Below are 20,832 nucleotides of genomic sequence, written 5' to 3'. Positions count from 1 at the left end.
TTACCCGTGAGGCTTAACCATACAACACCCAAGAAGTGTTCTAAGGCTTGTAGCAAATACCAAGCGAACTACTAATTCAGTGATAACGACAAGCCACGAGCAACATCGTTATTCACGTCAGCTTTCTCAGATTGAAGTAATTTGCCTGGCGGCCATAGCGCCGTGGAACCACCTGATCCCGTGCCGAACTCAGAAGTGAAACGCGGTAGCGCCGATGGTAGTGTGGCATTCGCCATGCGAGAGTAGGACACTGCCAGGCACCCAACACGAAAAACCCTGCTCATCGAGCGGGGTTTTTTATTGCCTGAAATTTATCATTCCTGCGGTGTCCTCTGCGCTATGCCCCTTAGGCTCTCTCCGCACAGGGCAACTCCATATTGACCACCCCATCTTCCAGCTGGATATCGATCTTGAAACCAAGACGCTTGGCCAGATTGATCATGCCGCGATTGCTGGGCATGGTCATGCCGGATAGCTGGCCAATCCCTCTCTCTCTGGCGTAACGTACGATTTTCTCCATCATCAACTTGCCGAGCCCCAACCCCTTTAGGTCGGATCGCACCAGAATGGCAAACTCCGCATCGGACTGATCCGGGTTTGAAATGGCTCGCACCACCCCCAGGATTTGCTGGTTGAAGGCGCCATCCTGTCCTACCGCGACGAAGGCCATCTCCCGGTCGTAGTCAATCTGGGTCATGCGAGCGAGCTCCTCGTGGCCCAGTTCTCCCACGTCAGCAAAGAAGCGCTTGTACCTGTCTTCATCGGAGACCTTGAGTACAAATTGCTTGTGAGCGGGTTCATCCTCCGGCCGGATCGGGCGAAGCAGCACATGGCTCTGGTCCTTGAGCCAGGCCCCCTCTTCCAGCTCGGTGGGATAGGGGCGTATCGCCAGGGGGCAACGCTGCTGCGTTATTGGCATCAGTGTCAGGCTGGCATCCAGGATCACCATCTCGGCCCCGCATGCTTGCAATGGATGCAGGTCCAGCTCCTGGATCTCGGGAAACGCCAGCAGCAGTTCTGACAGCTGGCATAACACCTGACCAAGCGCATCGATATCGAGTCTTTCGGGGGTGGCCTGCTCGCGGATCTTGCGGCTCTTGAGAGCACCGATGACCTGGTAGCGTGCGAGAGCCTGGTTCAGTGGCGGGAGTGCGGCGACCATCTCCTGGGGTTCTGCTCCCGACTCGCCGAGCAGGATGACAGGACCGAAGACGGGATCCTGTTGCAGGCGGATCCTCAGCTCCAGGCCGCCGCTGCGGCGTGCCATGCGCTGCACCAGCAAGCCTTCGATACGCGCCCCCGCATCGTGTTGCCTCACCCTGTCGAGAATGGCATCTGCTGCCTGGGCGACTTCGGCCGAGGTGCGCAGGTTCAGCATGACGCCGTGCACCGCAGACTTGTGGGCAATATCCGGCGAGCGCAATTTGACCGCTACCGGATAGCCGATCTGTTCAGCCGTCAGGGTGGCTTCGATGGCGTCGGAGACAATCCAGGTCGGCAGGGTTGCGAGCCCGGCAGCTTGCAGTATGGGTTGCACCAGATGGGTATCGAGGGTGAGTTGCTTGCGTTCCAGAGCCTGCCGGATCAGTTGTTGGCAGAGTTCGACGTTGAGCTTGTCCCCCTGCAGGGACGCGGGTGTTTCCATCAGCTGCTTCTGGTTGCGACGGTATTCCACCATATGCATGAAGGCGGCCACTGCACTTTCGGGAGTGCGATAGGTCGGAATGCCCGCCTCGGTGAATAGCTTGCGTCCTTCCTGTGCCGAGTATTCCCCGGCCCAGTTGGTCAGGATATTGAAGCGCCTGGCTCTGGGATGCTGCCTGAGGTAATCGATCAGACTGCGCGCCAATTCGGCCCCGCGTGCTGTGAGGGAAGGCGCATGAATGAGCAGGATGGCATCTGCTTCATTCCCTTGCAGCAAGGTATCGAGTGCCTGCTGATAGGCGGTGATATCGGCATCACTACCTATGTCTTTTGGCGGCATGGCCAGTTTTCCGCCCCGCTCAAGCAGCACATCGACCGCCATGTTGGCCAGTCCGCGGCCGTTGGAGATGATGGCCAGCCGTTCCCCCTTGAGGGTCAGCGAATGGCTCAGGGTTTCGACCGCGGCAAACAGCTCGTGGGTATCTCGTACCCGCAGCATGCCTGCTCGCCGGATGGCGGCATCGTAGACGTTGTCCAGCCCCTTGGCCGGATCGTGGCGACCGCTCTTGAGCACCAGTATTGGCTTGTTGCGTGAGGCCGCCCGCGCTGCCGAGAGGAAGTGGCGGGCGTCGTGCAACTTGTCCATATAAAGCAGGATGGCGCGAGTGGTGCCGTCGCGAGAGAGCTGATCCAGCAGTTGGCCGAAGTCGATGTCACAGTGGTCGCCGAGGGAGATAAAGGCGGAAAAGCCCAGCTCATGCTGTTTGGCCCAATCCAGTATGGTCGTGCTGACGGCCGCTGACTGTGAGACAAAGGCAACCTGCCCAGGTTTGGCGGCGATGGGGGAGAAGCTGGCGTTGATGCCCTGCGCTGGCAGCAACATGCCCATGCTGTTGGGGCCAAGCAGGCGAATGTCATATTGGCTGCTCAGGCGCTGCAACTGTTCCCTCTCTTCCTGCGAAAAATCGGCGGCCAGTATGATGGCGGCCCCGGCCCCTTTTTTGCCGAGCGCTTCGATGAGCGACAGTACCCGTTCGCGTTTGGTGCAGATGATGGCGAGATCGGGGGAGAGTGGCAGGCTGGCAATGTCGGGATAAGCCAGCACTCCGGCGATGGCTTTGTTATGGGGGCTGACCGGCAGTATGGGGCCTTTGAACTGACCCGCAAGCAGGTGTCTGATCACCACGTGACCCGCTTTCTGCGGGTCGGTCGAGGCACCGATGACGGCGATTGACTGGGGTTTGAAGAGCCGATCCAGGCCGCTTGGTTTCATGGGCACTCCTCATGGCGACCCCCGGAGGCGAGGGTGACGGATGGTGCCAGTGTAATACGCTTTGATTGCCTGTTCTGTGACCGGTTGCGGATCACTGTTTGGTCAGGGCGCTGGCTCGCAGATAAAACTTCATCTTGCCCTGAATTTGGCGCACTGCCGCCAGCGGGCGCTCTTGCAGATAGATATCCTGTTCGTGATCCAGCAAGGTTTGTGGCACTCCCAGACTCTGCAGGTACTCTTCAAACAGCTGTGAGCTGTTGATTTCGATCAGGTGACGCATCATGGCGAGGCTTTTTCCATTCAGGTTGAACACCGAGCCTAGTCTGTGATCTGGATCTTGCTCTGACCATTGTCAGATTTGACACCAAGTCGCTCACACATCTGTGGGTCCATGCATCAGAACTGGGCGCTCAAGCGTTATAGTGAGTGCATCAAGATCAGAGGTACGAGGCGCAATGCTCAGGATTTGGCTGTGGTGCATCACACTGTTTGCGGGGAGTGTCCTGGCTGCCGAGTCGCACATTCGGGCCTGGAACCTGCTGTTGGAGCACCCCAATCCGGCTGTGGCGGGCTTGCTGCGGTTGTCGCTCGATCTCACAGTGCCTGAATATGGTCCCTATCAGCTGATTGCGAGTCCGCCAATGGAGCAGGGGCGGGCAGTCAAGGCGTTACAGGAGGGCGCCCTGGTACAGATAGGAGTTTTTGCCCCTGATGAAGAGCGGGAGCGTTCCCTGCTGGCGGTCCATATTCCGTTGGCGAAGGGGTTGCTGGGCTGGCGGGTCTGCCTCATCCGGCCGGGGGATGAGGGGCGCTTTAGCGGCATAGGGTCGCTGGCGGACTGGCATAGCGCCGGACTCACCATCGGTCAGCACAGATCCTGGCCCGATACCCGCCTGCTCAAGGCCAACGGCCTCAAGGTAACGGTGGGCAATCTCTACGAGGCGCTGTTCAACATGCTGAGCAAGCGGCGTTTTGACTGCTTTCTGCGTTCCGTCATCGAGATAGAGGATGAACTAAAGCAGCATCCGGAGCTCGCAATCGAGCCCCATCTGGTGTTCCGTTATCCGCTGGCGCTGCTGTTCTTTGTTTCCCCCCAATATCCCGAACTGGCACAGCGCATCGAGCTCGGGCTGCAGCGGGCTCGCCAGTCCGGTGCCTTTGATCAGATCTTTGAAGAGGAGTTTGGCAGCACGATTCGTCGGTTGAAGCTGGACGAGCGGGTCATGCTTGAGCTGCATAATCCGGATCTGCCCGCCAGGAGCCGCAACATGATGGCTGACCCCTCGCTAATCTATGCGCCGGTCACTGCCACCCCGTCAGCGCAGTGAACCCTGGCCGCGCGCCGTATCCCAGAAGGCGCGGATAAGAGGCTCTTCCAGCCGCTTCTTGAGTACTGCGATACCGACGTCGAATGGCTTGAGCGCAGGTCTGGGCTCGACGATGCGTACCTTCTCCCCCATGGGGCTGTGATCGATCACGGCGGCAGGCACCAGCCCGACGCCAAAACCGAGTGCCACCATGGCGACTATGCCCTCGTTGCCCGCCACCTCGGCATAGATATTGGGGGCAATTCCCTTGTTGCGAAACCACTGGTCACAGCGCTTTCGTGCCAGACCCTGTTCGGAGAGGATCAGCGGCAGCCGCTCCCAGTCCGGCTCACCCTGCAAGAACCACTGGCTCTGTTGCGGTGCGGTACGCGGGGCAATGAATACCAGCGGCACCTGCTGCAGGCTGGCAAATTCCAGCTTGGCGGAGAGCGCATCCGGCCGCGCGGCGATGGCGAGATCGGCCTCATCGGCCAGTATCTTGTCCACCGCCAGCGCCGGGTCGCCGGTCTCCAGCTTGATCTCCAGCTGGGGGTAGCGGCGGCGGAAGCGCTCCAGCACCTCTGGCAGCAGAAAGTAGCTGGCGGTGACCGAGCAGAACACCCGCAGCCTCCCCTGCAGCGGTTCGTCGCTGCGTTTGAGCTCCTGCTTGAGCTGGCGCCACTCCTGCAACAGGCTGCCGCCAAACTCCCGCAGTTTCTCACCCGCCGAGGTGAGTCGCACGCTGCGGTTGTCCCGCTCGAACAGCACGCAGCCGGTCTCCTGCTCCAGTCGCTGAATGGCGCGGCTGAGGGTGGAGGGGCTGACCGCCATGGCATCGGCACTCTTGCCAAAGTGAAGGGAGTCGGCGAGGTGGAGAAACAGCTCGAGATTGCGGAGGTCCATCTTTCTATTCCTGCGGCGGCGCGTTTGCTGACGTGGGGGAGAAACAGCTTGAGATTGCGAAGAATCATCTTTCAATTCCTGCAACATACTGTTTCGAATATATCAGTTCAGGCAATGAGTGTCCCGCGCTATAGTGGTTCAGACAACGCCGCTACCCGGCATGGAATCAATCGAACGGAGCAATCACCATGGCTAACTATTTCAACACCTTGAACCTGCGTCAGCAGTTGGCCCAGCTGGGCAAGTGTCGTTTCATGCAGCGGGCGGAATTCGCCGACGGTTGCGACGTGCTGAAGGGCAAGAAGGTGGTGATTGTGGGCTGTGGTGCCCAGGGTCTGAACCAGGGTCTGAACATGCGCGACTCCGGGCTGGATATCTCCTATGCCCTGCGCAAGGCTGCCATCACCGAGAAGCGCGCCTCCTGGCAGAAGGCAACCGACAACGGCTTCGCGGTCGGCACCTATGAAGAGCTGATCCCGAGCGCAGATCTGGTGTTGAACCTGACCCCGGACAAGCAGCACTCCGACGTGGTGAAAACCGTGATGCCGCTGATGAAACAGGGCGCCGCGCTGGGCTATTCCCACGGCTTCAACGTGGTGGAAGAAGGTCAGCAGATCCGCGCCGACATCACTGTCGTCATGGTTGCGCCAAAGTGCCCGGGAACCGAGGTGCGTGAAGAGTACAAACGCGGCTTCGGCGTGCCGACTCTGCTCGCCGTCCACCCGGAGAACGATCCCAAGGGTGAAGGCATGGCCATCGCCAAGGCGTGGGCTTCTGCCACCGGCGGCGACCGTGCCGGCGTACTGGAATCCTCCTTCGTCGCGGAAGTGAAATCCGACCTGATGGGCGAGCAGACCATCCTCTGCGGCATGCTGCAGGCCGGTTCCCTGCTCTGCTACGACAAGCTGGTTGCCGAAGGGACAGACCCTGCCTACGCCGGCAAGCTGATCCAGTTCGGCTGGGAAACCATCACCGAAGCCCTGAAGCAGGGCGGCATCAGCCTGATGATGGACCGCCTCTCCAATCCGGCCAAGCTGCGTGCCTTCGAGCTGTCCGAGCAACTGCGCACCCTGATGCGCCCGCTGTTCGAGAAGCACATGGATGACATCATCGCTGGCGAATTCTCCCGCGGCATGATGGCCGACTGGGCTGAGGATGACGTCAAGCTGCTGACCTGGCGTGAAGAGACCGGCAAATCTGCCTTCGAGAATGCTCCTGCGTTCACTGGCAAAATTGCCGAACAGGAGTATTTCGACAATGGCGTGGTCATGGTGGCCATGGTCAAGGCGGGTGTCGAGCTGGCGTTCGAGACCATGGTGGCTTCCGGTATCTACGAGGAGTCTGCCTACTACGAATCCCTGCACGAGCTGCCGCTGATCGCCAACACAGTTGCTCGCAAGCGTCTGTACGAGATGAACGTGGTCATCTCCGACACCGCCGAGTACGGTAACTACCTGTTCGCCAACGCCGCTGTGCCCTTGCTGCACGAGCACTTCATGCCGACTCTGAAGGCTGGCGATCTGGGTGCCAGCAAGGCGGAAGGGCAGAGCGTGGACAACCTGGCACTGCTGGCGGCCAACGAGGCGACCCGTAACCATCCGATCGAGAAGATCGGTCAGGTACTGCGCGGTTACATGAAAGACATGAAGCGCATCGCCGTCGGCGGTTAATCAGGCATGACCCGCAACCATGCCTGATGCGAGAAGATCGGTCAGGTACTGCGCGGTTACATGAAAGACATGAAACGTATCGCCGTTGGCGGTTAAGCCTGCAGCGAGCTGGATGATGAAGGGGCGGGGATGACGATCCCCGTCGCCGGTCGGGCTGGACACCCGACCGGTCAGCCAGAAAAACCAGCCCGACCCGCCATAAAAAAGCCCCGCTCATCGAGCGGGGCTTTTGCGTTCAGGAAGGCCGGAGAACTCAGGCTTTCCAGGCTTTCCAGGTGTTGATGAGGCCATTGGTGGAGCCGTCGTGGCTGGTGACAGCCGCATCGGTGTTGAGCTCTGGCAGTATCTTGTTGGCCAACTGTTTGCCCAGCTCCACGCCCCACTGGTCGAAGCTGAAGATGTTCCAGATTGCGCCCTGTACGAAGATCTTGTGCTCGTACATGGCAATCAAAGAGCCAAGCGTCTTCGGGGTCAGGCTCTTGAACAGTATGCTGTTGGTCGGGCGGTTGCCTTCGAACACCTTGAACGGCACCAGATCCTTGACCTGCTCCAGGGTTTTGCCGGCCGCCAGGAACTCGGCTTCGACCTGTTCTTTGCTCTTGCCGAAGGCCAGTGCCTCGGTCTGGGCGAAGAAGTTGGCCAGCAGTTTCGGGTGGTGGTCACCGATCGGGTTGTGGCTGATGGCAGGCGCCAGGAAGTCACAGGGGATCAGCTTGGTGCCCTGGTGGATCAGCTGGTAAAAAGCGTGCTGACCGTTGGTGCCCGGCTCACCCCAGATGATGGGGCCAGTCTGGTAATCAACCGGCTTGCCGTTGCGATCCACGTATTTGCCGTTGGATTCCATGTTGCCCTGCTGGAAGTAGGCAGGGAAGCGGTGCATGTACTGATCGTACGGCAGAATGGCTTCGGACTCGGCACCATGGAAGTTGTTGTACCACAGGCCAATCAGCGCCAGCAGCACAGGCACGTTCTGCTCATAGGCGGCAGTGGCGAAGTGCATGTCCATCTCGAAGGCGCCTTGCAGCAGGGCTTCGAAGTGCTCGAAACCGACGGACAGGGCGATGGGCATGCCGATGGCAGACCAGGAGGAGTAACGGCCGCCAACCCAGTCCCAGAACTCGAACATGTTGTCGGTGTCGATGCCGAACTCGGCCACGGCCTTGCCATTGGTGGAGAGGGCAGCGAAGTGCTTGGCAACGTGGGCCTTGTCACCGGCGATGTTGATGAACCAGTCGCGGGCGGTCAGGGCGTTGGTCATGGTCTCCTGAGTAGTGAAGGTCTTGGAGGCCACCAGGAACAGGGTGGTTTCCGCATCAATCTCTTTGAGCGTCTCGGCGATGTGGGTGCCATCGACGTTGGAGACGAAGTGCATCTGCAGGTGATTTTTGTAGGGGCGCAGCGCCTCTGTGATCATTACCGGGCCCAGGTCTGAACCACCGATACCGATGTTGACCACGTGCTGGATCGCCTTGCCGGTGTAGCCTTTCCACTCGCCGGAGATGATTTTCTCGCAGAAGCCCTTCATCTTGGCCAGCACGGCGTTAACTTCCGGCATCACGTCCTTGCCGTCGCACTCGATAGGGCGGTCGGAGCGGTTGCGCAGGGCCACGTGCAGTACGGAGCGCCCTTCGGTCATATTGATCTTGTCGCCATTGAACATGGCATCGATCGCGCTGCGAAGATCAGTCTCTTTGGCCAGATCAACCAGCAATTTGAGGGTTTCCTCGGTGATCAGGTTCTTGGAGTAGTCGACCAGAATGTCGCCGCCAAAGGTGAGGGAGAACTTGTCGAAGCGCTGCGGGTCCTGCGCGAACAGGTCCTTGAGTCGAGTCTCTTTGTTAGCTACAAAATGGGCTTCCAGCGCCTGCCAGGCCTGGGTCTGGGTTGGATTGATATTTTTCATAGGATTACCGATCTTCCAAGTTGTGTTTGAACCTTGCAGGCAAGGCTCCCGCCAAACCTTATTATTCGAGCACTATACCGGGCCCATTATACCGAGCCCATGGCGCGGCCCGTGTAACAGAGCTTTACCAATTGTCTGCCATCGAAGGAGTTTACAACCAAAACACTGCGATTATGAGTCACTCATGGCCAGGGGATCTTGAGTTTGCTCATACTTCACCCGGCTTGCCCGGGGTGAAAGGGTTTTCATCTATGGCTGCCTGCCTGGCAAGTTTGTATTACAGCTAAAGGAGTATCTGACAGCCGTTTTTCGGCTCGTTTTATGAGCAAACGCAACTTGTCGGGGTTGGGCGTTGGCTAGTATGTGCACCGAATGGACGAGATCTCCCAGGGATGGCCACTGTCTGGAATGAGGAGATCGATATGAAACATGTTTTATCCCTGTTTGCCCTGAGCCTGATCGCCACAGGCCTCATCGGCCTGTTGACCCTGGCGCTGACCGCCGCCGCGCCGACTCTCGAGATTCGGGTGTTGGCCGTGATCGGGGCCGTGCTGGGGGGCTATGCGCTGGTGCAGCCACTGCTCAACCGGGTCGCTCGTCGACTGGTATGAAGGTAGGCAAGCCAACCTGGCTGCCCGGATTGACAGGTTTTCGACCCCATGGTGCAAGGTGAGCTGCGGGTCGAATCTTTATGCCTTGCCGCATGACCTGGGTTTCAGAAACAACAATGCCAGCCCCGGGGCTGGCATTGTTGTGATCGTCTGCGCAGGTATCAGGCCTGAGGCTTTTGCATGTGCATGACCATCTGCGGGAAGGGGATCTCGATGCCTTCGGCATCGAAGGTCAGCTTCACCTTTTCGTGGAAGTCGAACCAGACGCCCCAGTAATCGGCAGTCTTGACCCAGGGACGCACTACGATATTGACCGAGGAGTCGGCCAGGGCGGCAACGGCTATGGTGGCTGCCTGTTCCTTCAGAATGCGCGGATCTTCACTCACCAGGCGCTCGAGGAGCTGTTTGGCCTTGCGCAGGTCCGAGCCGTAGCCGATACCGAAGGTCATGTCGACGCGGCGGGTGTCCATGCGCGAGTAGTTGACTATGGTGCCGTTGAGGATGGCGGAGTTGGGGACCACTACCATCTTGTTGTCACCCGAGGTGAGAGTGGTTGTGAATAGCTGCACCGACTGCACGACACCACTGGTGCCCGCCACTTCGATAAACTCACCGGCCTTGATGGGGCGGAAGATGATCAGCAGGAAACCGGCGGCGAAGTTGGAGAGCGAGCCTTGCAGTGCCAGACCTATGGCCAGACCGGCGGCACCGATAATGGCGACGAAGGAGGCGGTTTGCACCCCGACTCGCCCCATGGCTGCAATCACCACGAACACCAGAATGGTGTACTTGAGGATGCTGCCAACGAAATGAACCACGGTGGCATCCAGCTTGCGAGCATGCATCACCTTGATCACGCCATTGCTGAGAAGGTTGGCGGCGATGTAACCGACCAGCAGGGTGATCAGGGCGGCCGCAATATTGACGGCATACTCGATCAGCAGGCCCTGATTATTGACCAGCCAGGTCTGCGCTTCTGTGATGATTTCGGGTTCCATAGGATGTCCTGTCAGGCAGTAAAGGTTTATGACGCATGAATCTAACACTGGCATGCGACAGTTTGGGTCGCATCTGGTGCTCCCTTCCATTTTTTGCCATAAAAAACAAGGGAGGCCAAGGCCTCCCTCTGTGTATCCACCCGAATGGCGTCAGCTTTGCAGCAGTTGACTGCGGATGAAGAGCCACTGATCTTCGAAGCCGGCGGTGGGCTTGAGTTTGAACTCGGAGCGGACAAACTGACTGATCCGTCCCTCGGTATAGGCCAGTAGCAGATTGGCGAGCATGGTCTCGTCGAGCTGGAAGCCCTGACCTTCCCGCAGCCGTTTTTCCCGCAACACCTGCTTGATCTGGGTTTCCAGCTTGTCGAACAGGATGCTGATGCGATCCCGCAATCGATCGTGCTCACCCAGCAGGGCATCGCCGTTGAGGATGCGGGTGATGCCGGGATTGCGCTCGGCGAACACCAGCAGCAGCTGAAGGATATGATGGCAGCGGGCCATGGTGTCCTTCTCTTCGGCCATGATCAGGTTGACCCGTGACAGCAGGGAATCCTCGATAAAGTCGATCAGTCCCTCGAACATCCGCGCCTTGCTGGGAAAATGTCGATAGAGGGCGGCCTCAGAGACACCCACCTCGGCCGCCAGACGTGCCGTGGTGATACGCTGGCCAGGGCTGGTCTCCAGCATATGGGCGAGTGCTTGCAGGATCTGATCGCGCCGACTCTGTTTCTGATTACTGCTTGCCATGGATTCCCCTAAAAAAAACAATGGCTTGATTCTGTTATTAGGCACAGCCCCGGGGGCCTGTGTGGTCTGTTATTGGCGACCAGAAGAACCAAAACCGCCTTCACCCCGTTCACTCTGATTGAACTCATCGACCAGTTGGAAGCTGGCCTGCACCACCGGCATGATCACCAGTTGGGCGATGCGTTCACCGGGTTGCATGGTGAAATTGTCGTTGCCGCGATTCCAGACCGAAACCATCAGCTGGCCCTGGTAATCGGAATCGATGAGGCCCACCAGATTGCCCAGCACTATGCCGTGCTTATGGCCGAGGCCGGAGCGGGGCAAAATGGTGGCGCACAAGCCGGGATCCTGAATGTGGATGGCCAGACCGGTCGGTACCAGAATGGTGTCGCCTGGTGCCAGCGTCATGGGCGCATCCAGCAGCGCACGCAGGTCCATACCGGCAGAGCCCGGTGTGGCGTAGGCGGGCAGCGGGTACTCGGTGCCGATGCGGGCATCCAGAATTTTCAGCTCAATTTGTGTTGTCATGAATCGTTCGTTTTTCAATGGGTTCTTGTGTGGACACCCGGAATGTTCGGTACAGTCCGGGCAGTCATGAACTGATCGTTGCTTAGCGAGTGTTGATGTGGGCGTCCTGCATGGGCAATGCCAGCGGGGTGCCATGTGTCTGCACTCAGCGCCGGTAGTTGCGCGCAATCAGGGCGATGAGGTGGCGAGCCAGCGTCAGCTTATCGGCCAGTGGCAGAGGGGCTTGACCCCCTTGCCAGAACACGGTCAGAGCGTTGTCATCGGCATTGAAGCCCTGGCCCGCACGAGACACATCGTTGGCGGCGATCATGTCCAGCCGTTTTCGCTGCAGTTTGTCGAGGGCGTATTGTTCCACATCCACGGTTTCGGCGGCAAATCCGACGGTGAAGGGCTTGTCTGATAACGCCCCCACTGCGGCTATGATGTCGGGATTCTTGACCAGGGTCAGCACCATCTGATCGTTATCACCGGTCTTCTTGATCTTCTGGCTGGCAACTTGCTCGGGCCTATAGTCGGCCACCGCCGCGCAACCGATAAAGAGGTCGCACTCGCCGACCCGGCTCATCACCGCCTGATGCATCTGTTCGGCGCTCTCCACATCGACACGCTCCACCCCGCTCGGTGCAGGCAGGGCGACCGGCCCGCTCACCAGCGTCACTTCGGCCCCTGCCTCACGGGCGGCGCGGGCGATGGCGTAACCCATTTTGCCCGAGCTGTGGTTGCTGATGTAGCGCACCGGATCCAGTGCCTCGCGGGTCGGCCCGGCGGTGAGCAGCAGTCTGACGCCCGCCAGCAGTGGCTCGGCGGCCAGTTGCTGGCAGCAGTGCTCAACCAGTTCCAAGGGATCCAGCATCCGGCCCGGGCCTACGTCGCCACAGGCCTGGCTGCCGGAATCCGGCCCCCACAGCAGTATGCCGCGGCTGGCCAGGGTCTTGAGATTGGCCTGGGTGGCGGCGTTGAGATACATCTGCTGATTCATGGCGGGAGCCAGTGCCACGGGGGCCGGGGTTGCCACGCAGAGGGTGGTGAGCAGTTCGTCGGCCATGCCGGCGGCCATGCGGGCCATCAGGTTGGCGCTCGCCGGGGCGATCAGCACCAGATCCGCCCACTTGGCCAGCTCTATGTGGCCCATGCCCGCTTCGGCAGCCGGATCCAGCAAGCTGTCAGCCACTGGATGACCGGAAACCGCCTGCAGGGTCAGCGGGGTGATGAACTCCTTGGCAGAGCGCGTCATCACTACCCGTACCTCGGCCCCCTGATCTTTCAAGCGGCGTACCAGTTCGGCACTCTTGTAGGCGGCGATCCCGCCACTGACACCCAACAGGATGCGTTTATCGGCCAATCTCATCTGCTGCTTCTCTTCCGGCTCACTCTGACTGGTCGGCTAAGATACCACAGGCAACGGACGACGACAGAGGCTGACATGGGGGACTTGTGGCCGGCCTCCCGTGATTTTTTGCTATGTTTTCTCTCAATAGGCATTAGGGAGAGACAAATGAGCATCAAGGAGTGGCCTGAGGATGAGAGACCCAGAGAGAAACTGCTGCGGCAGGGGCCAGCGACGTTATCCGATGCCGAATTGCTGGCCATCTTCCTGCGAACCGGCGTCAACGGCCTGAGTGCGGTGGATCTCTCCCGTCAGCTATTGCAGCAGTTTGGTTCGCTGAGGGCACTGCTCGGGGCCGATCAAGGCGCCTTCTGTCATGCCCATGGACTGGGGCCTGCCAAGTATGCTCAATTGCAGGCGGTGCTGGAGATGGGCAAGCGCCATCTGGCCGAGCAGTTGCAACGGGGCGATGCCCTGACCTCGCCCCAGCTGACCCGGGATTACCTGCAAGCCCAGCTGCGGGATCGGCCGCGGGAGGTGTTCGCCCTGCTGTTGCTGGATAACCAGCACAGAGTCATTCAATTCGTTGAACTTTTTTACGGCACCCTCGATTCTGCAAGCGTCTGGCCCAGAGAAATCGTGCAGATCGCGCTCAAACATAATGCAGCCGCAGTGATTCTGGCGCATAATCACCCGTCCGGCGTGGCCGAGCCCAGTCGGGCCGACCGCCAGATCACGGATCGGATCTTGGCCGCCTTGGCCTTGATCGATATCAGAGTGCTGGATCACTTGGTGATCGGTGACGGCATCACGGTTTCTTTTGCAGAGCGTGGTTGGTTGTAACTGGGCTCTGGCACTGTATTAGTTGATCTTTGATCACGGATGCTGTATAAAATGCCGCCTTCTGTTTGCCCCGCAATCGAAGGCCAGCGGGGCAGATATTTGCTCGAGCAATGAAGTAAGATTTGGAGAGACTGACATGTCTAGAGTATGCCAAGTAACCGGCAAGCGCCCGGCAGTTGGTAACAACCGTTCGCACGCTAACAACGCTACCAAGCGTCGTTTCCTGCCGAACCTGCACACTCACCGTTTTTGGGTTGAGGGTGAAAAACGCTTCGTAAGCCTGCGCGTATCCGCAAAAGGCATGCGTATTATCGACAAGCGTGGCGTTGAAGTGGTTCTGGCTGAACTGCGCGCCAGCGGTGTTAAGGTATAAGGAATTAGATCATGGCTAAAGGTATTCGCGAGAAAATTCGCCTGAACTCCAGCGCCGGTACTGGTCACTTCTATACCACTACCAAGAACAAGCGCACCATGCCCGAAAAAATGGAGATCAAAAAGTTTGATCCCGTTGTTCGTCAGCATGTGATCTACAAGGAAGGCAAAATCAAGTAATTACTTGATGCTGCTTTCCCAAAAGCCCGGCCCAGTGCCGGGTTTTTTTATGGCTGGAATTCAGTACACTGCCGGTTCAACGGAGGCTTGCCATGTTCAAATTGAGCCGTAAAGGCTGGAATAACGTGATCATAGTGGCCGTGCTGGGGGTCGTGACCTTGTTGCACCGGCTGGAGGTTGCCCAGCAGGAGAACAGCGCCCAGCGGCCTCGTACCCTGTTGCCGGACAGTGCAGTCGTTCTCACCTGGCAGGGGCCGAGCTGGCAGATAGAGCGCATCGGCCAGGGCTGGCGCAGCGGACCGGATCTGGGGCTCACCAGTGCCCAGCTGGCGGCCCATGTCGAGGCTTGGCAGGCTTGGTTGCTGCCCCCTGGCGATGCAGTGCGCGGCGCGCCGGTTACCCTCAAGGTGTGGATCGCCGGTCAGAGCGATCCGATTGAAGTGGGGATCTATCAGGACAACGGCAAGTTTGCCGCCCTGTTGCCGCCCTCGACCTGGCTCACCCTGAGTCAGGAGCAGTATCGCAGCCTGTTGCGCCCCTCTCCGTAATCCACCCTATTTGTTGGAGGCCCCATGCCTGAATTACCGGAAGTTGAAGTCAGCCGCCAGGGCATATCTCCCTGGCTCACCGGCATCAAGGTGACCCGCGTCGTGGTACGGGATGGCCGGCTGCGCTGGCCGGTACCTGGCGAAATCCAGGAGCTGGTGGATCTCACCATCCACAGGGTCAGCCGTCGTGCCAAGTATTTGCTGCTGGAGACCGACTTTGGCACCGCCATCCTGCATCTGGGCATGTCCGGCAGTCTGCGGGTGCTGAACATCGGTACGCCGGCCGAGAAACACGATCACGTGGATATAGAGCTCGCCAACGGCAAGCTGCTGCGACTCAATGACCCGCGCCGGTTCGGTGCCCTGCTGTGGACCCGTGAACCGGCCGAGGCACACGCCCTGCTGGCCAAACTGGGCCCGGAGCCGCTGACCGATGGCTTTAACGCCGAGTATCTGCAAGGGCGGGCCAAGGGGCGCAGCACTGCCATCAAGACCTTCCTGATGGACAATCATGTGGTGGTCGGTGTGGGTAATATCTACGCCAATGAGGCGCTGTACGCTGCCGGTATTCACCCCAAACGGGCAGCGGGCAACATCAGTACCGAGCGACTGGCGACACTGGTGGCCGAGATCAAGCGGGTGCTGGCTTCTGCCATCCAGCAGGGGGGAACCACCCTCAAGGATTTCACCAGCGCCGATGGCAAGCCGGGCTATTTCGTGCAGCAGTTGCAGGTTTATGGTCGCGGCGGCCAGCCCTGTTTGCACTGCCACACCCTGCTCAGCGAAATACGGCTGGGGCAGCGTACTACCGTTTTTTGTTCTCATTGCCAGCGCTGAACGCAGTTATTTTGACCAAAAACAGCCAAGTTGTAAGAGAGTATTTCCGGTCTGTTGAATATTTGGCCTGCTGTCACTAGTATCTCGACCGTTCAGGCGGTTTGAGAAAATAAAATGACAGCTAAATCAATGGACTGGGATCATTTATCCCGGCAGGGGCACTATTGTGCCCAAAAAATGGCCCGCTTCCTCTATCCCGATGACAGCGCCCGCAAGACCTTCAATCGCGCCAAGTTCGTGCTGCGCAGCCTACTCTATCGGCAGCAGATGAGCCGGGTGTTCGAGCTGTTTCAGGCCGAACCGCTCAAGGCCCTGCCTGCCCACTATCCCGAGCTGCTCGACAAGCCGATGCGACCCTATCGGTTTGCCGGCTCCACCGCGACCCAGCGGGCCGAGATGCTGGAAAACCACTATCGACTGCTGCTGGCCCGTTACCCCGAGCTGATAGATCCGCTCTATCTGGACGAGGGCATAGAGCTTGGCCACTATCCCCAGAGTGGATGTCGCATAGTGCTGCGCCACGATGGTACCTTCCGTCGTGAGGCCGAGCTGGCGCTCTCCATCGTCGATCAACAGGGCAAGCGCCTCTATAGCTGTGCCTTCTCGCTGGCGGGCACCCCCGGCAAGCTGTCGCTGGTGATCGGCTCGGTACAGGGGCCGGAACCCTGCGTCGAACAGGCACAGGACAAGGTTCGAGCCCTGACCAAGGAGGGCCATGGTTTGCGGCCCAAGTCACTGGTGGTGATGCTGGTGATGCAGCTGGCCGAGGCGATGGGGGCCGAGCATATCTCGGCGGTGCGGATGAAGGCACACATCTACCAGGCCAAGCGTTACAGCAAGAAGAAGAAAGCCTGTTTGCAGGCGGATTATGACGAGCTGTGGGAGGAGTTTGGCGCCATCGATCAGGATGACAACTTCGTGCAGCTGTTGCCTGCGGTGCGCAAGCCGCTGGAGGAGATTGCCTCCAAAAAGCGGGCCATGTACCGGCGTCGTTACGAATGGCTCGACGAGCTGGCGCTCTCCTGCCAGCAGGTGCTGGGTCGCGCGGCGGGCTGACTGCCAGTGCGGACAATGGCGAGCGCGGCTCATGTGCGCCGCACTAAACAGGCTACCCTCGGGTAGCCTGTTTACTTGTTACTTGTTACTTGTTACTTGTTACTTGTTACTTGTTACTTGCCTTGCTTGGCGGCAATCGCCTTGGCGACGATCGGGTCGACAAACTGGCGGATATCACCGCCATGCAGGGCGACCTCCTTCACCAGGGTCGAGGAGATGAAGGAGTTCTCTTCGGCAGGGGTGAGAAACACGCTCTCCAGCTCCGGCATCAGGCGGCGGTTCATGTTGGCCAGCTGAAATTCGTATTCGAAGTCGGAGACGGCCCGCAAACCACGGATCAGCACGTTGGCTTGCTGCTCTTTGGCAAAGTCCACCAAGAGGCCGGAGAAGCCCACCACCTTGACGTTGGGCAGGTGGGCCGTCACTTGCCGGGCAAGCAGGACACGTTCTGCCAGATCGAACAAGGGGCGCTTGCTCGGGCTGTTGGCTACCCCGACGACCACTTCATCAAACAGCCTGGCGGCACGACCTATCAGATCGGTATGGCCGTTGGTGATGGGGTCGAAGGTGCCGGGATAAATTACCTTGTTGGTCATGCTGTTGATTCCTGCAACCTGGAAATTTGGTCGCATTATAGGGTCTGTTGACGTTTTGTCGCGACCGGGACGATGTCCGTTTTGTGCGGGACCTGGCGCGAGAGGCCTGGTTTGGTCGTCCAAATCAGTATCGTCTGGTGTCTTCGCTTGAGAATAGCTGTGCATCAGGCAAGAATACCCGCACCGCGCATCAAGCCTCCTTGCATTGGTGACAGGGAGCAAAGGGATTTTTTATGAAACGTATTCTGGTAGTACGCAACGACAAGATTGGTGACTTCATGCTGGCATGGCCGAGTTTTGCCATGCTCAAGCGCTCCATGGATTGTCATGTGACTGCCCTGGTTCCTGCCTACACGGCGCCGTTGGCCCGTCTCTGTCCCTGGATCGACGAAATTATCCTGGATCCGGGGTCAGGAGCCGACAAGGAACAGCAACGCGCCTTGCTGGCCCGCATCAAGGCTGCAGCCTTCGATGCCTCAATTTGTCTGTTCTCCAACACCCGTAACGCCAAGCTGGTGTGGAAGGCGCACATCCCCTACCGGCTGGCCCCGGCCACCAAGCTGGCCCAGGTGCTCTACAACCAGCGGCTGGTGCAGCGCCGCTCCCGCTCCCAGAAGCCGGAGTACGAGTACAACCTGGATCTGGTGCGTCGCTTTCTCGCCGACCAGCAGGTAAGCGTGGTCGAGCCACAGGGCCCCTACCTCAGCTTTGACCCCCAGAGCCTGCAGCTGGTGCGCGAACAGGTTGCAACCAGACTGAAGCTGGATGCCAGTCGCCCCTGGCTGATGGTACACGCCGGCAGCGGTGGTTCGGCCAACAACCTCTCCATCGAGCAGTACTCGCGCCTCATCATCAAGCTCAATCAGGCATGCCCGGAATTGCAGTGCATCCTGACGGCGGGGCCGGGGGAGGAGAAGATCGCCGAGCAGCTGGCGGCAGAATTGCTGGCCCACGGCGGCAATGGCTGGATCTATCGCTCCGACGAGGGGCTGCCCAAGTTCTGTCAGGTGATGGCCAACGCGGCCCTGTTTGTGGCGGGCAGTACCGGGCCGCTGCACATAGCGGCGGCGCTGGACGTGCCCACCATAGGTTTCTTCCCGGCGCACCGCTCGGCCACCCCGCTGCGCTGGCGTCCGCTCAACAGCGAGGGGCGTCACCTGGCGTTCAGCCCGCCGGAAGACAGCGATCATCCGGAAGACATGAGCCAGCTCGATCCCAAGGCAATGGCGGCGGCGATAGCTCGCTGGGCACCGCCCTTCTGGCGAACAGAGAGCTGACAGATGCAAACAGGGCCCTTTCGGGCCCTGTTTCGTCATGCTGGCTTGAGCGGCTGCGCAATTAGTTTAGTTGCCGGTCTGGTCCGGTGCTTGCGGCTGCTGGCGGATCCAGAGATCTGCGTACTTCGCGAAAGTGGAGTGGGCCGAGAGGATCGCGAGCAAGAGTCCCTGCTTGCCATCGAGGAAGCCGGCCTTGAGCAGATACATCTTGAGGAAACAGCCCACGGCATGTACCAGTCCCTGGCCGAGGGAGCCCTTCTTGCCACGGGCGGTGCGCTGATCGGCCCAGGCCTTGGCATAGCCGGCGGACTTCACCAGATAGTGCTCCAGATCCCGGTAGGTGAAGTGGAGCAGGTCGCCATGGATATTGACGATCTTCATGTTGGCGCGCACCTCCACCTTCTCGTGTACCAGCACCTCGTTGTAACGGGTGAGCGCCTTGGGATAGAGGCGCAGCACCCGATCCGGATACCAGCCGCTGTGGCGGATGAAGCGGCCAAATACCCAGGAGAGGCGCGGGATAGAGTAGATGGTGTCGCTGGCCGGATTGGCCATGACGGTCGCGATGGCCTCTTTCAGCTCAGGGGTGAGCCGCTCGTCCGCATCCAGCCACAGTACCCACTCTGACTGGACATGGGACTGGGCGAGGCGGCGTTGGCGGCCGAAACCGGGCCACACCGTATTGACGAAGAAACGGGCGCCGAATTCGGCGGCGATGGCGGGGGTCTCGTCCTGGCTACCGGAGTCCAGAATGACGATCTCGTCCACCAGACCGTCGAGTGAGGCGAGGCAGGCTTTCAGGTTGTCGGCTTCGTTCTTGACGATCAGGACGGCCGCCAGAGTCGGTTTTTTCACGGGTTGAAGGCTCTTGTTGGCGCCCGGCTGGCGGGGCATGCTCGAATTGGCGCCCATTCTAGCCTAAAACGGCTGGCGGAGCATGGTTCCGGCGCCCGTAGCAAGTCAGTTTCAAAAGGGTTCTTTTTTGGCATGAGCGCGGGTGATACAGGGATCTTCTGTTATTTCTCGGGCCATTCTTGGGGCATAATCTCGCCCAGCAATGATTAACCGCAGGGCTTGGCCCCAAGAGAAGCGTGAGATGAAAATATTGGTGATCGGCCCCTCCTGGGTCGGCGACATGGTGATGTCCCAGAGCCTCTACAAGGCGATCAAGACCAATCACCCTGACAGCGAGTTGCATGTGATGGCGCCAGCTTGGTGCGGTGCCCTGCTGGAGCGGATGCCCGAAGTGGACAAGGCTATCCCCATGCCGCTCGGCCACGGTGACTTCAAGCTGGGGGCCCGCCGTCGGCTCGGCAAGCAACTGGCGGCCGAGAAGTACGATCAGGCCATCATCCAGCCCAACTCCATGAAGTCGGCGCTGATCCCCTGGTTCGCCAGGATCCCGGTGCGCACCGGCTGGAAGGGGGAGCACCGCTTCGGCCTGCTCAATGACATGCGCAGCAACAAGTCCGCCTTCCCGCTGATGGTGGAAGCCTATCTGGCGCTGGCCTATCCCAAGGCGCAGATGAAGAGCCGGGTCGATATTCCCGCCATTCCCCACCCCTCGCTCAATGTGGATCTCATCAATCAGGGGAAGGCGCTGGAGCGACTCGGTCTGGATCGCGTTCGTCCCGTGCTGGTGCTCTGTCCGGGAGCCGAGTTCGGCCCGTCCAAGCGCTGGCCTGAAGGGCACTACGCCGTGGTGGCGCAGAAGTATCTGGATGAGGGCTGGCAGGTGTGGATCTTCGGCTCCGGCAAGGATGTGCCTGTGGCCAACACCATTCGCGAGCGGATCAATCCCCTGTCGCGCCCCAACTGCCACGTGCTGGCGGGCAAGACCAACCTGTATGAGGCGATCGATCTGATGGCGCTGGCCGGGCGGGTCATCTCCAATGACTCCGGCCTGATGCACATAGCCGCCGCCCTCAACCGGCCGTTGATCGGCGTCTATGGCTCTACCTCGCCGCTCTACACGCCGCCGCTGGCGGACAGGGTCGAGATAGTGCACACCGACATAGAGTGCCGCCCCTGTTTCAAGCGCACTTGCAAGTTCGGCCACCTCAAGTGCCTGATCGAGCTGATGCCGGAACAGGTGATAGAGGCAGGCCGACGGCTGGAGTGCGCCGAGTCGCCAGATCAACCGATCGTGCTGCAAGTGGGTGAGCCGCCACGGTTTGTCTCCGATGCGAGCAAGCGATCGGAGCCGACATAA

Annotated in this window: 21 protein-coding genes and 1 rRNA gene; 12 read left to right on the top strand and 10 right to left on the bottom strand. The window is 59.6% G+C overall.

The features are described from left to right. The first annotated feature begins 144 nt into the window (after positions 1-144). Positions 145-259 (top strand): 5S ribosomal RNA (gene rrf, locus GWQ31_RS20520). Between the two features lie 87 nt (positions 260-346). On the opposite strand, the gene GWQ31_RS20515 is transcribed toward rrf, so the two are convergent. Both GWQ31_RS20515 and GWQ31_RS20510 read right to left on the bottom strand, forming a co-directional pair. Beyond that, on the bottom strand, positions 347-2,917 hold the full coding sequence (locus tag GWQ31_RS20515) for a bifunctional acetate--CoA ligase family protein/GNAT family N-acetyltransferase (protein WP_275910157.1): 2,571 nt from the start codon (positions 2,915-2,917) through the stop codon (positions 347-349). A gap of 91 nt (positions 2,918-3,008) precedes the next feature. After that, positions 3,009-3,200, bottom strand: coding sequence for a hypothetical protein (locus tag GWQ31_RS20510; RefSeq protein ID WP_021140974.1), 192 nt, complete (start codon positions 3,198-3,200; stop codon positions 3,009-3,011). A gap of 172 nt (positions 3,201-3,372) precedes the next feature. Between GWQ31_RS20510 and GWQ31_RS20505 the strand changes: the two genes are divergently transcribed. Next, entirely contained in the window at positions 3,373-4,245 is an 873-nt protein-coding gene (locus GWQ31_RS20505) for a transporter substrate-binding domain-containing protein (RefSeq protein WP_275910156.1), read from the top strand. Here GWQ31_RS20505 and ilvY read toward each other — a convergent pair. Beyond that, the gene (gene ilvY / locus GWQ31_RS20500; RefSeq protein WP_005321302.1) at positions 4,234-5,127 is read right to left on the bottom strand and encodes an HTH-type transcriptional activator IlvY; all 894 of its coding nucleotides are present in this window, start codon (positions 5,125-5,127) and stop codon (positions 4,234-4,236) included. The two genes, GWQ31_RS20505 and ilvY, sit on opposite strands and share 12 nt — an antisense overlap. Positions 5,128-5,315: 188 nt before the next feature. On the opposite strand from ilvY, the gene ilvC reads away from it, so the two are divergent. Next, positions 5,316-6,797, top strand: a complete 1,482-nt coding sequence (gene ilvC / locus GWQ31_RS20495; RefSeq protein WP_275910155.1) for a ketol-acid reductoisomerase — start codon at positions 5,316-5,318, stop codon at positions 6,795-6,797. Between the two features lie 253 nt (positions 6,798-7,050). On the opposite strand, the gene pgi is transcribed toward ilvC, so the two are convergent. After that, positions 7,051-8,700, bottom strand: coding sequence for a glucose-6-phosphate isomerase (gene pgi, locus GWQ31_RS20490; protein WP_275910154.1), 1,650 nt, complete (start codon positions 8,698-8,700; stop codon positions 7,051-7,053). A gap of 422 nt (positions 8,701-9,122) precedes the next feature. On the opposite strand from pgi, the gene GWQ31_RS20485 reads away from it, so the two are divergent. Beyond that, positions 9,123-9,311 carry a hypothetical protein gene (locus GWQ31_RS20485; protein WP_034524411.1) on the top strand — a complete coding sequence of 63 codons (189 nt, stop codon included), beginning with the start codon at positions 9,123-9,125 and terminating at the stop codon, positions 9,309-9,311. Positions 9,312-9,472: 161 nt separating this feature from the next. On the opposite strand, the gene GWQ31_RS20480 is transcribed toward GWQ31_RS20485, so the two are convergent. The 4 genes from GWQ31_RS20480 to coaBC all read right to left on the bottom strand — a co-directional run bounded on the left by GWQ31_RS20480 (position 9,473) and on the right by coaBC (position 12,932). Further along, the gene (locus tag GWQ31_RS20480; RefSeq protein ID WP_275910153.1) at positions 9,473-10,309 is read right to left on the bottom strand and encodes a mechanosensitive ion channel domain-containing protein; all 837 of its coding nucleotides are present in this window, start codon (positions 10,307-10,309) and stop codon (positions 9,473-9,475) included. Between the two features lie 150 nt (positions 10,310-10,459). Further along, complete coding sequence (slmA, locus tag GWQ31_RS20475) at positions 10,460-11,056, bottom strand: nucleoid occlusion factor SlmA (RefSeq protein WP_005321293.1); 597 nt, start codon at positions 11,054-11,056, stop codon at positions 10,460-10,462. 69 nt (positions 11,057-11,125) lie between these two features. Further along, positions 11,126-11,584, bottom strand: coding sequence for a dUTP diphosphatase (gene dut / locus GWQ31_RS20470; RefSeq protein ID WP_159165080.1), 459 nt, complete (start codon positions 11,582-11,584; stop codon positions 11,126-11,128). Between the two features lie 145 nt (positions 11,585-11,729). After that, entirely contained in the window at positions 11,730-12,932 is a 1,203-nt protein-coding gene (gene coaBC / locus GWQ31_RS20465) for a bifunctional phosphopantothenoylcysteine decarboxylase/phosphopantothenate--cysteine ligase CoaBC (RefSeq protein ID WP_275910152.1), read from the bottom strand. A 147-nt stretch (positions 12,933-13,079) separates the two neighbouring features. Between coaBC and radC the strand changes: the two genes are divergently transcribed. From radC to GWQ31_RS20435, 6 genes are all read left to right on the top strand, one after another. After that, positions 13,080-13,754, top strand: a complete 675-nt coding sequence (gene radC / locus GWQ31_RS20460) for a DNA repair protein RadC (protein ID WP_017411691.1) — start codon at positions 13,080-13,082, stop codon at positions 13,752-13,754. A 136-nt stretch (positions 13,755-13,890) separates the two neighbouring features. Next, positions 13,891-14,127, top strand: coding sequence for a 50S ribosomal protein L28 (rpmB, locus tag GWQ31_RS20455; protein ID WP_005321271.1), 237 nt, complete (start codon positions 13,891-13,893; stop codon positions 14,125-14,127). An 11-nt stretch (positions 14,128-14,138) separates the two neighbouring features. Continuing rightward, entirely contained in the window at positions 14,139-14,306 is a 168-nt protein-coding gene (gene rpmG, locus GWQ31_RS20450) for a 50S ribosomal protein L33 (RefSeq protein ID WP_005307500.1), read from the top strand. Between the two features lie 92 nt (positions 14,307-14,398). Continuing rightward, on the top strand, positions 14,399-14,854 hold the full coding sequence (locus GWQ31_RS20445; RefSeq protein WP_275910151.1) for a hypothetical protein: 456 nt from the start codon (positions 14,399-14,401) through the stop codon (positions 14,852-14,854). Between the two features lie 24 nt (positions 14,855-14,878). Beyond that, positions 14,879-15,691 carry a bifunctional DNA-formamidopyrimidine glycosylase/DNA-(apurinic or apyrimidinic site) lyase gene (mutM, locus tag GWQ31_RS20440; RefSeq protein ID WP_265422777.1) on the top strand — a complete coding sequence of 271 codons (813 nt, stop codon included), beginning with the start codon at positions 14,879-14,881 and terminating at the stop codon, positions 15,689-15,691. Between the two features lie 177 nt (positions 15,692-15,868). Further along, positions 15,869-16,747: a VirK/YbjX family protein gene (locus GWQ31_RS20435; protein ID WP_081045713.1), complete on the top strand. Its 879-nt coding sequence runs from the start codon at positions 15,869-15,871 to the stop codon at positions 16,745-16,747. 113 nt (positions 16,748-16,860) lie between these two features. On the opposite strand, the gene coaD is transcribed toward GWQ31_RS20435, so the two are convergent. Continuing rightward, entirely contained in the window at positions 16,861-17,343 is a 483-nt protein-coding gene (gene coaD / locus GWQ31_RS20430) for a pantetheine-phosphate adenylyltransferase (protein ID WP_005321264.1), read from the bottom strand. Between the two features lie 233 nt (positions 17,344-17,576). Here coaD and GWQ31_RS20425 point away from each other — a divergent pair, with 233 nt between their 5' ends. Continuing rightward, positions 17,577-18,620 (top strand): glycosyltransferase family 9 protein, encoded by a 1,044-nt coding sequence (locus tag GWQ31_RS20425; protein WP_219598137.1) that lies wholly within the window; start codon positions 17,577-17,579, stop codon positions 18,618-18,620. Between the two features lie 66 nt (positions 18,621-18,686). Here the strand turns inward: GWQ31_RS20425 and GWQ31_RS20420 are convergent, their stop codons facing one another. Continuing rightward, complete coding sequence (locus GWQ31_RS20420; RefSeq protein ID WP_125609350.1) at positions 18,687-19,475, bottom strand: glycosyltransferase family 2 protein; 789 nt, start codon at positions 19,473-19,475, stop codon at positions 18,687-18,689. A gap of 241 nt (positions 19,476-19,716) precedes the next feature. Between GWQ31_RS20420 and waaF the strand changes: the two genes are divergently transcribed. Then, on the top strand, positions 19,717-20,832 hold the full coding sequence (waaF, locus tag GWQ31_RS20415) for a lipopolysaccharide heptosyltransferase II (protein WP_275910150.1): 1,116 nt from the start codon (positions 19,717-19,719) through the stop codon (positions 20,830-20,832).

Source organism: Aeromonas sp. 2MA4, from assembly GCF_029237305.1.
GTDB lineage: Bacteria > Pseudomonadota > Gammaproteobacteria > Enterobacterales > Aeromonadaceae > Aeromonas > Aeromonas salmonicida.
The sequence above is the reverse complement of the archived record's forward strand: the minus strand, read 5'-3'. Positions and strand labels throughout refer to the sequence as shown.

Coding starts and splice junctions, on each gene's coding strand:
- GWQ31_RS20515 (WP_275910157.1), bottom strand. CDS start 2,917: ATGAAACCAAGCGGCCTGGATCGGCTCTTCAAACCCCAGTCAATCGCC.
- GWQ31_RS20510 (WP_021140974.1), bottom strand. CDS start 3,200: ATGATGCGTCACCTGATCGAAATCAACAGCTCACAGCTGTTTGAAGAG.
- GWQ31_RS20505 (WP_275910156.1), top strand. CDS start 3,373: ATGCTCAGGATTTGGCTGTGGTGCATCACACTGTTTGCGGGGAGTGTC.
- ilvY (WP_005321302.1), bottom strand. CDS start 5,127: ATGGACCTCCGCAATCTCGAGCTGTTTCTCCACCTCGCCGACTCCCTT.
- ilvC (WP_275910155.1), top strand. CDS start 5,316: ATGGCTAACTATTTCAACACCTTGAACCTGCGTCAGCAGTTGGCCCAG.
- pgi (WP_275910154.1), bottom strand. CDS start 8,700: ATGAAAAATATCAATCCAACCCAGACCCAGGCCTGGCAGGCGCTGGAA.
- GWQ31_RS20485 (WP_034524411.1), top strand. CDS start 9,123: ATGAAACATGTTTTATCCCTGTTTGCCCTGAGCCTGATCGCCACAGGC.
- GWQ31_RS20480 (WP_275910153.1), bottom strand. CDS start 10,309: ATGGAACCCGAAATCATCACAGAAGCGCAGACCTGGCTGGTCAATAAT.
- slmA (WP_005321293.1), bottom strand. CDS start 11,056: ATGGCAAGCAGTAATCAGAAACAGAGTCGGCGCGATCAGATCCTGCAA.
- dut (WP_159165080.1), bottom strand. CDS start 11,584: ATGACAACACAAATTGAGCTGAAAATTCTGGATGCCCGCATCGGCACC.
- coaBC (WP_275910152.1), bottom strand. CDS start 12,932: ATGAGATTGGCCGATAAACGCATCCTGTTGGGTGTCAGTGGCGGGATC.
- radC (WP_017411691.1), top strand. CDS start 13,080: ATGAGCATCAAGGAGTGGCCTGAGGATGAGAGACCCAGAGAGAAACTG.
- rpmB (WP_005321271.1), top strand. CDS start 13,891: ATGTCTAGAGTATGCCAAGTAACCGGCAAGCGCCCGGCAGTTGGTAAC.
- rpmG (WP_005307500.1), top strand. CDS start 14,139: ATGGCTAAAGGTATTCGCGAGAAAATTCGCCTGAACTCCAGCGCCGGT.
- GWQ31_RS20445 (WP_275910151.1), top strand. CDS start 14,399: ATGTTCAAATTGAGCCGTAAAGGCTGGAATAACGTGATCATAGTGGCC.
- mutM (WP_265422777.1), top strand. CDS start 14,879: ATGCCTGAATTACCGGAAGTTGAAGTCAGCCGCCAGGGCATATCTCCC.
- GWQ31_RS20435 (WP_081045713.1), top strand. CDS start 15,869: ATGGCCCGCTTCCTCTATCCCGATGACAGCGCCCGCAAGACCTTCAAT.
- coaD (WP_005321264.1), bottom strand. CDS start 17,343: ATGACCAACAAGGTAATTTATCCCGGCACCTTCGACCCCATCACCAAC.
- GWQ31_RS20425 (WP_219598137.1), top strand. CDS start 17,577: ATGAAACGTATTCTGGTAGTACGCAACGACAAGATTGGTGACTTCATG.
- waaF (WP_275910150.1), top strand. CDS start 19,717: ATGAAAATATTGGTGATCGGCCCCTCCTGGGTCGGCGACATGGTGATG.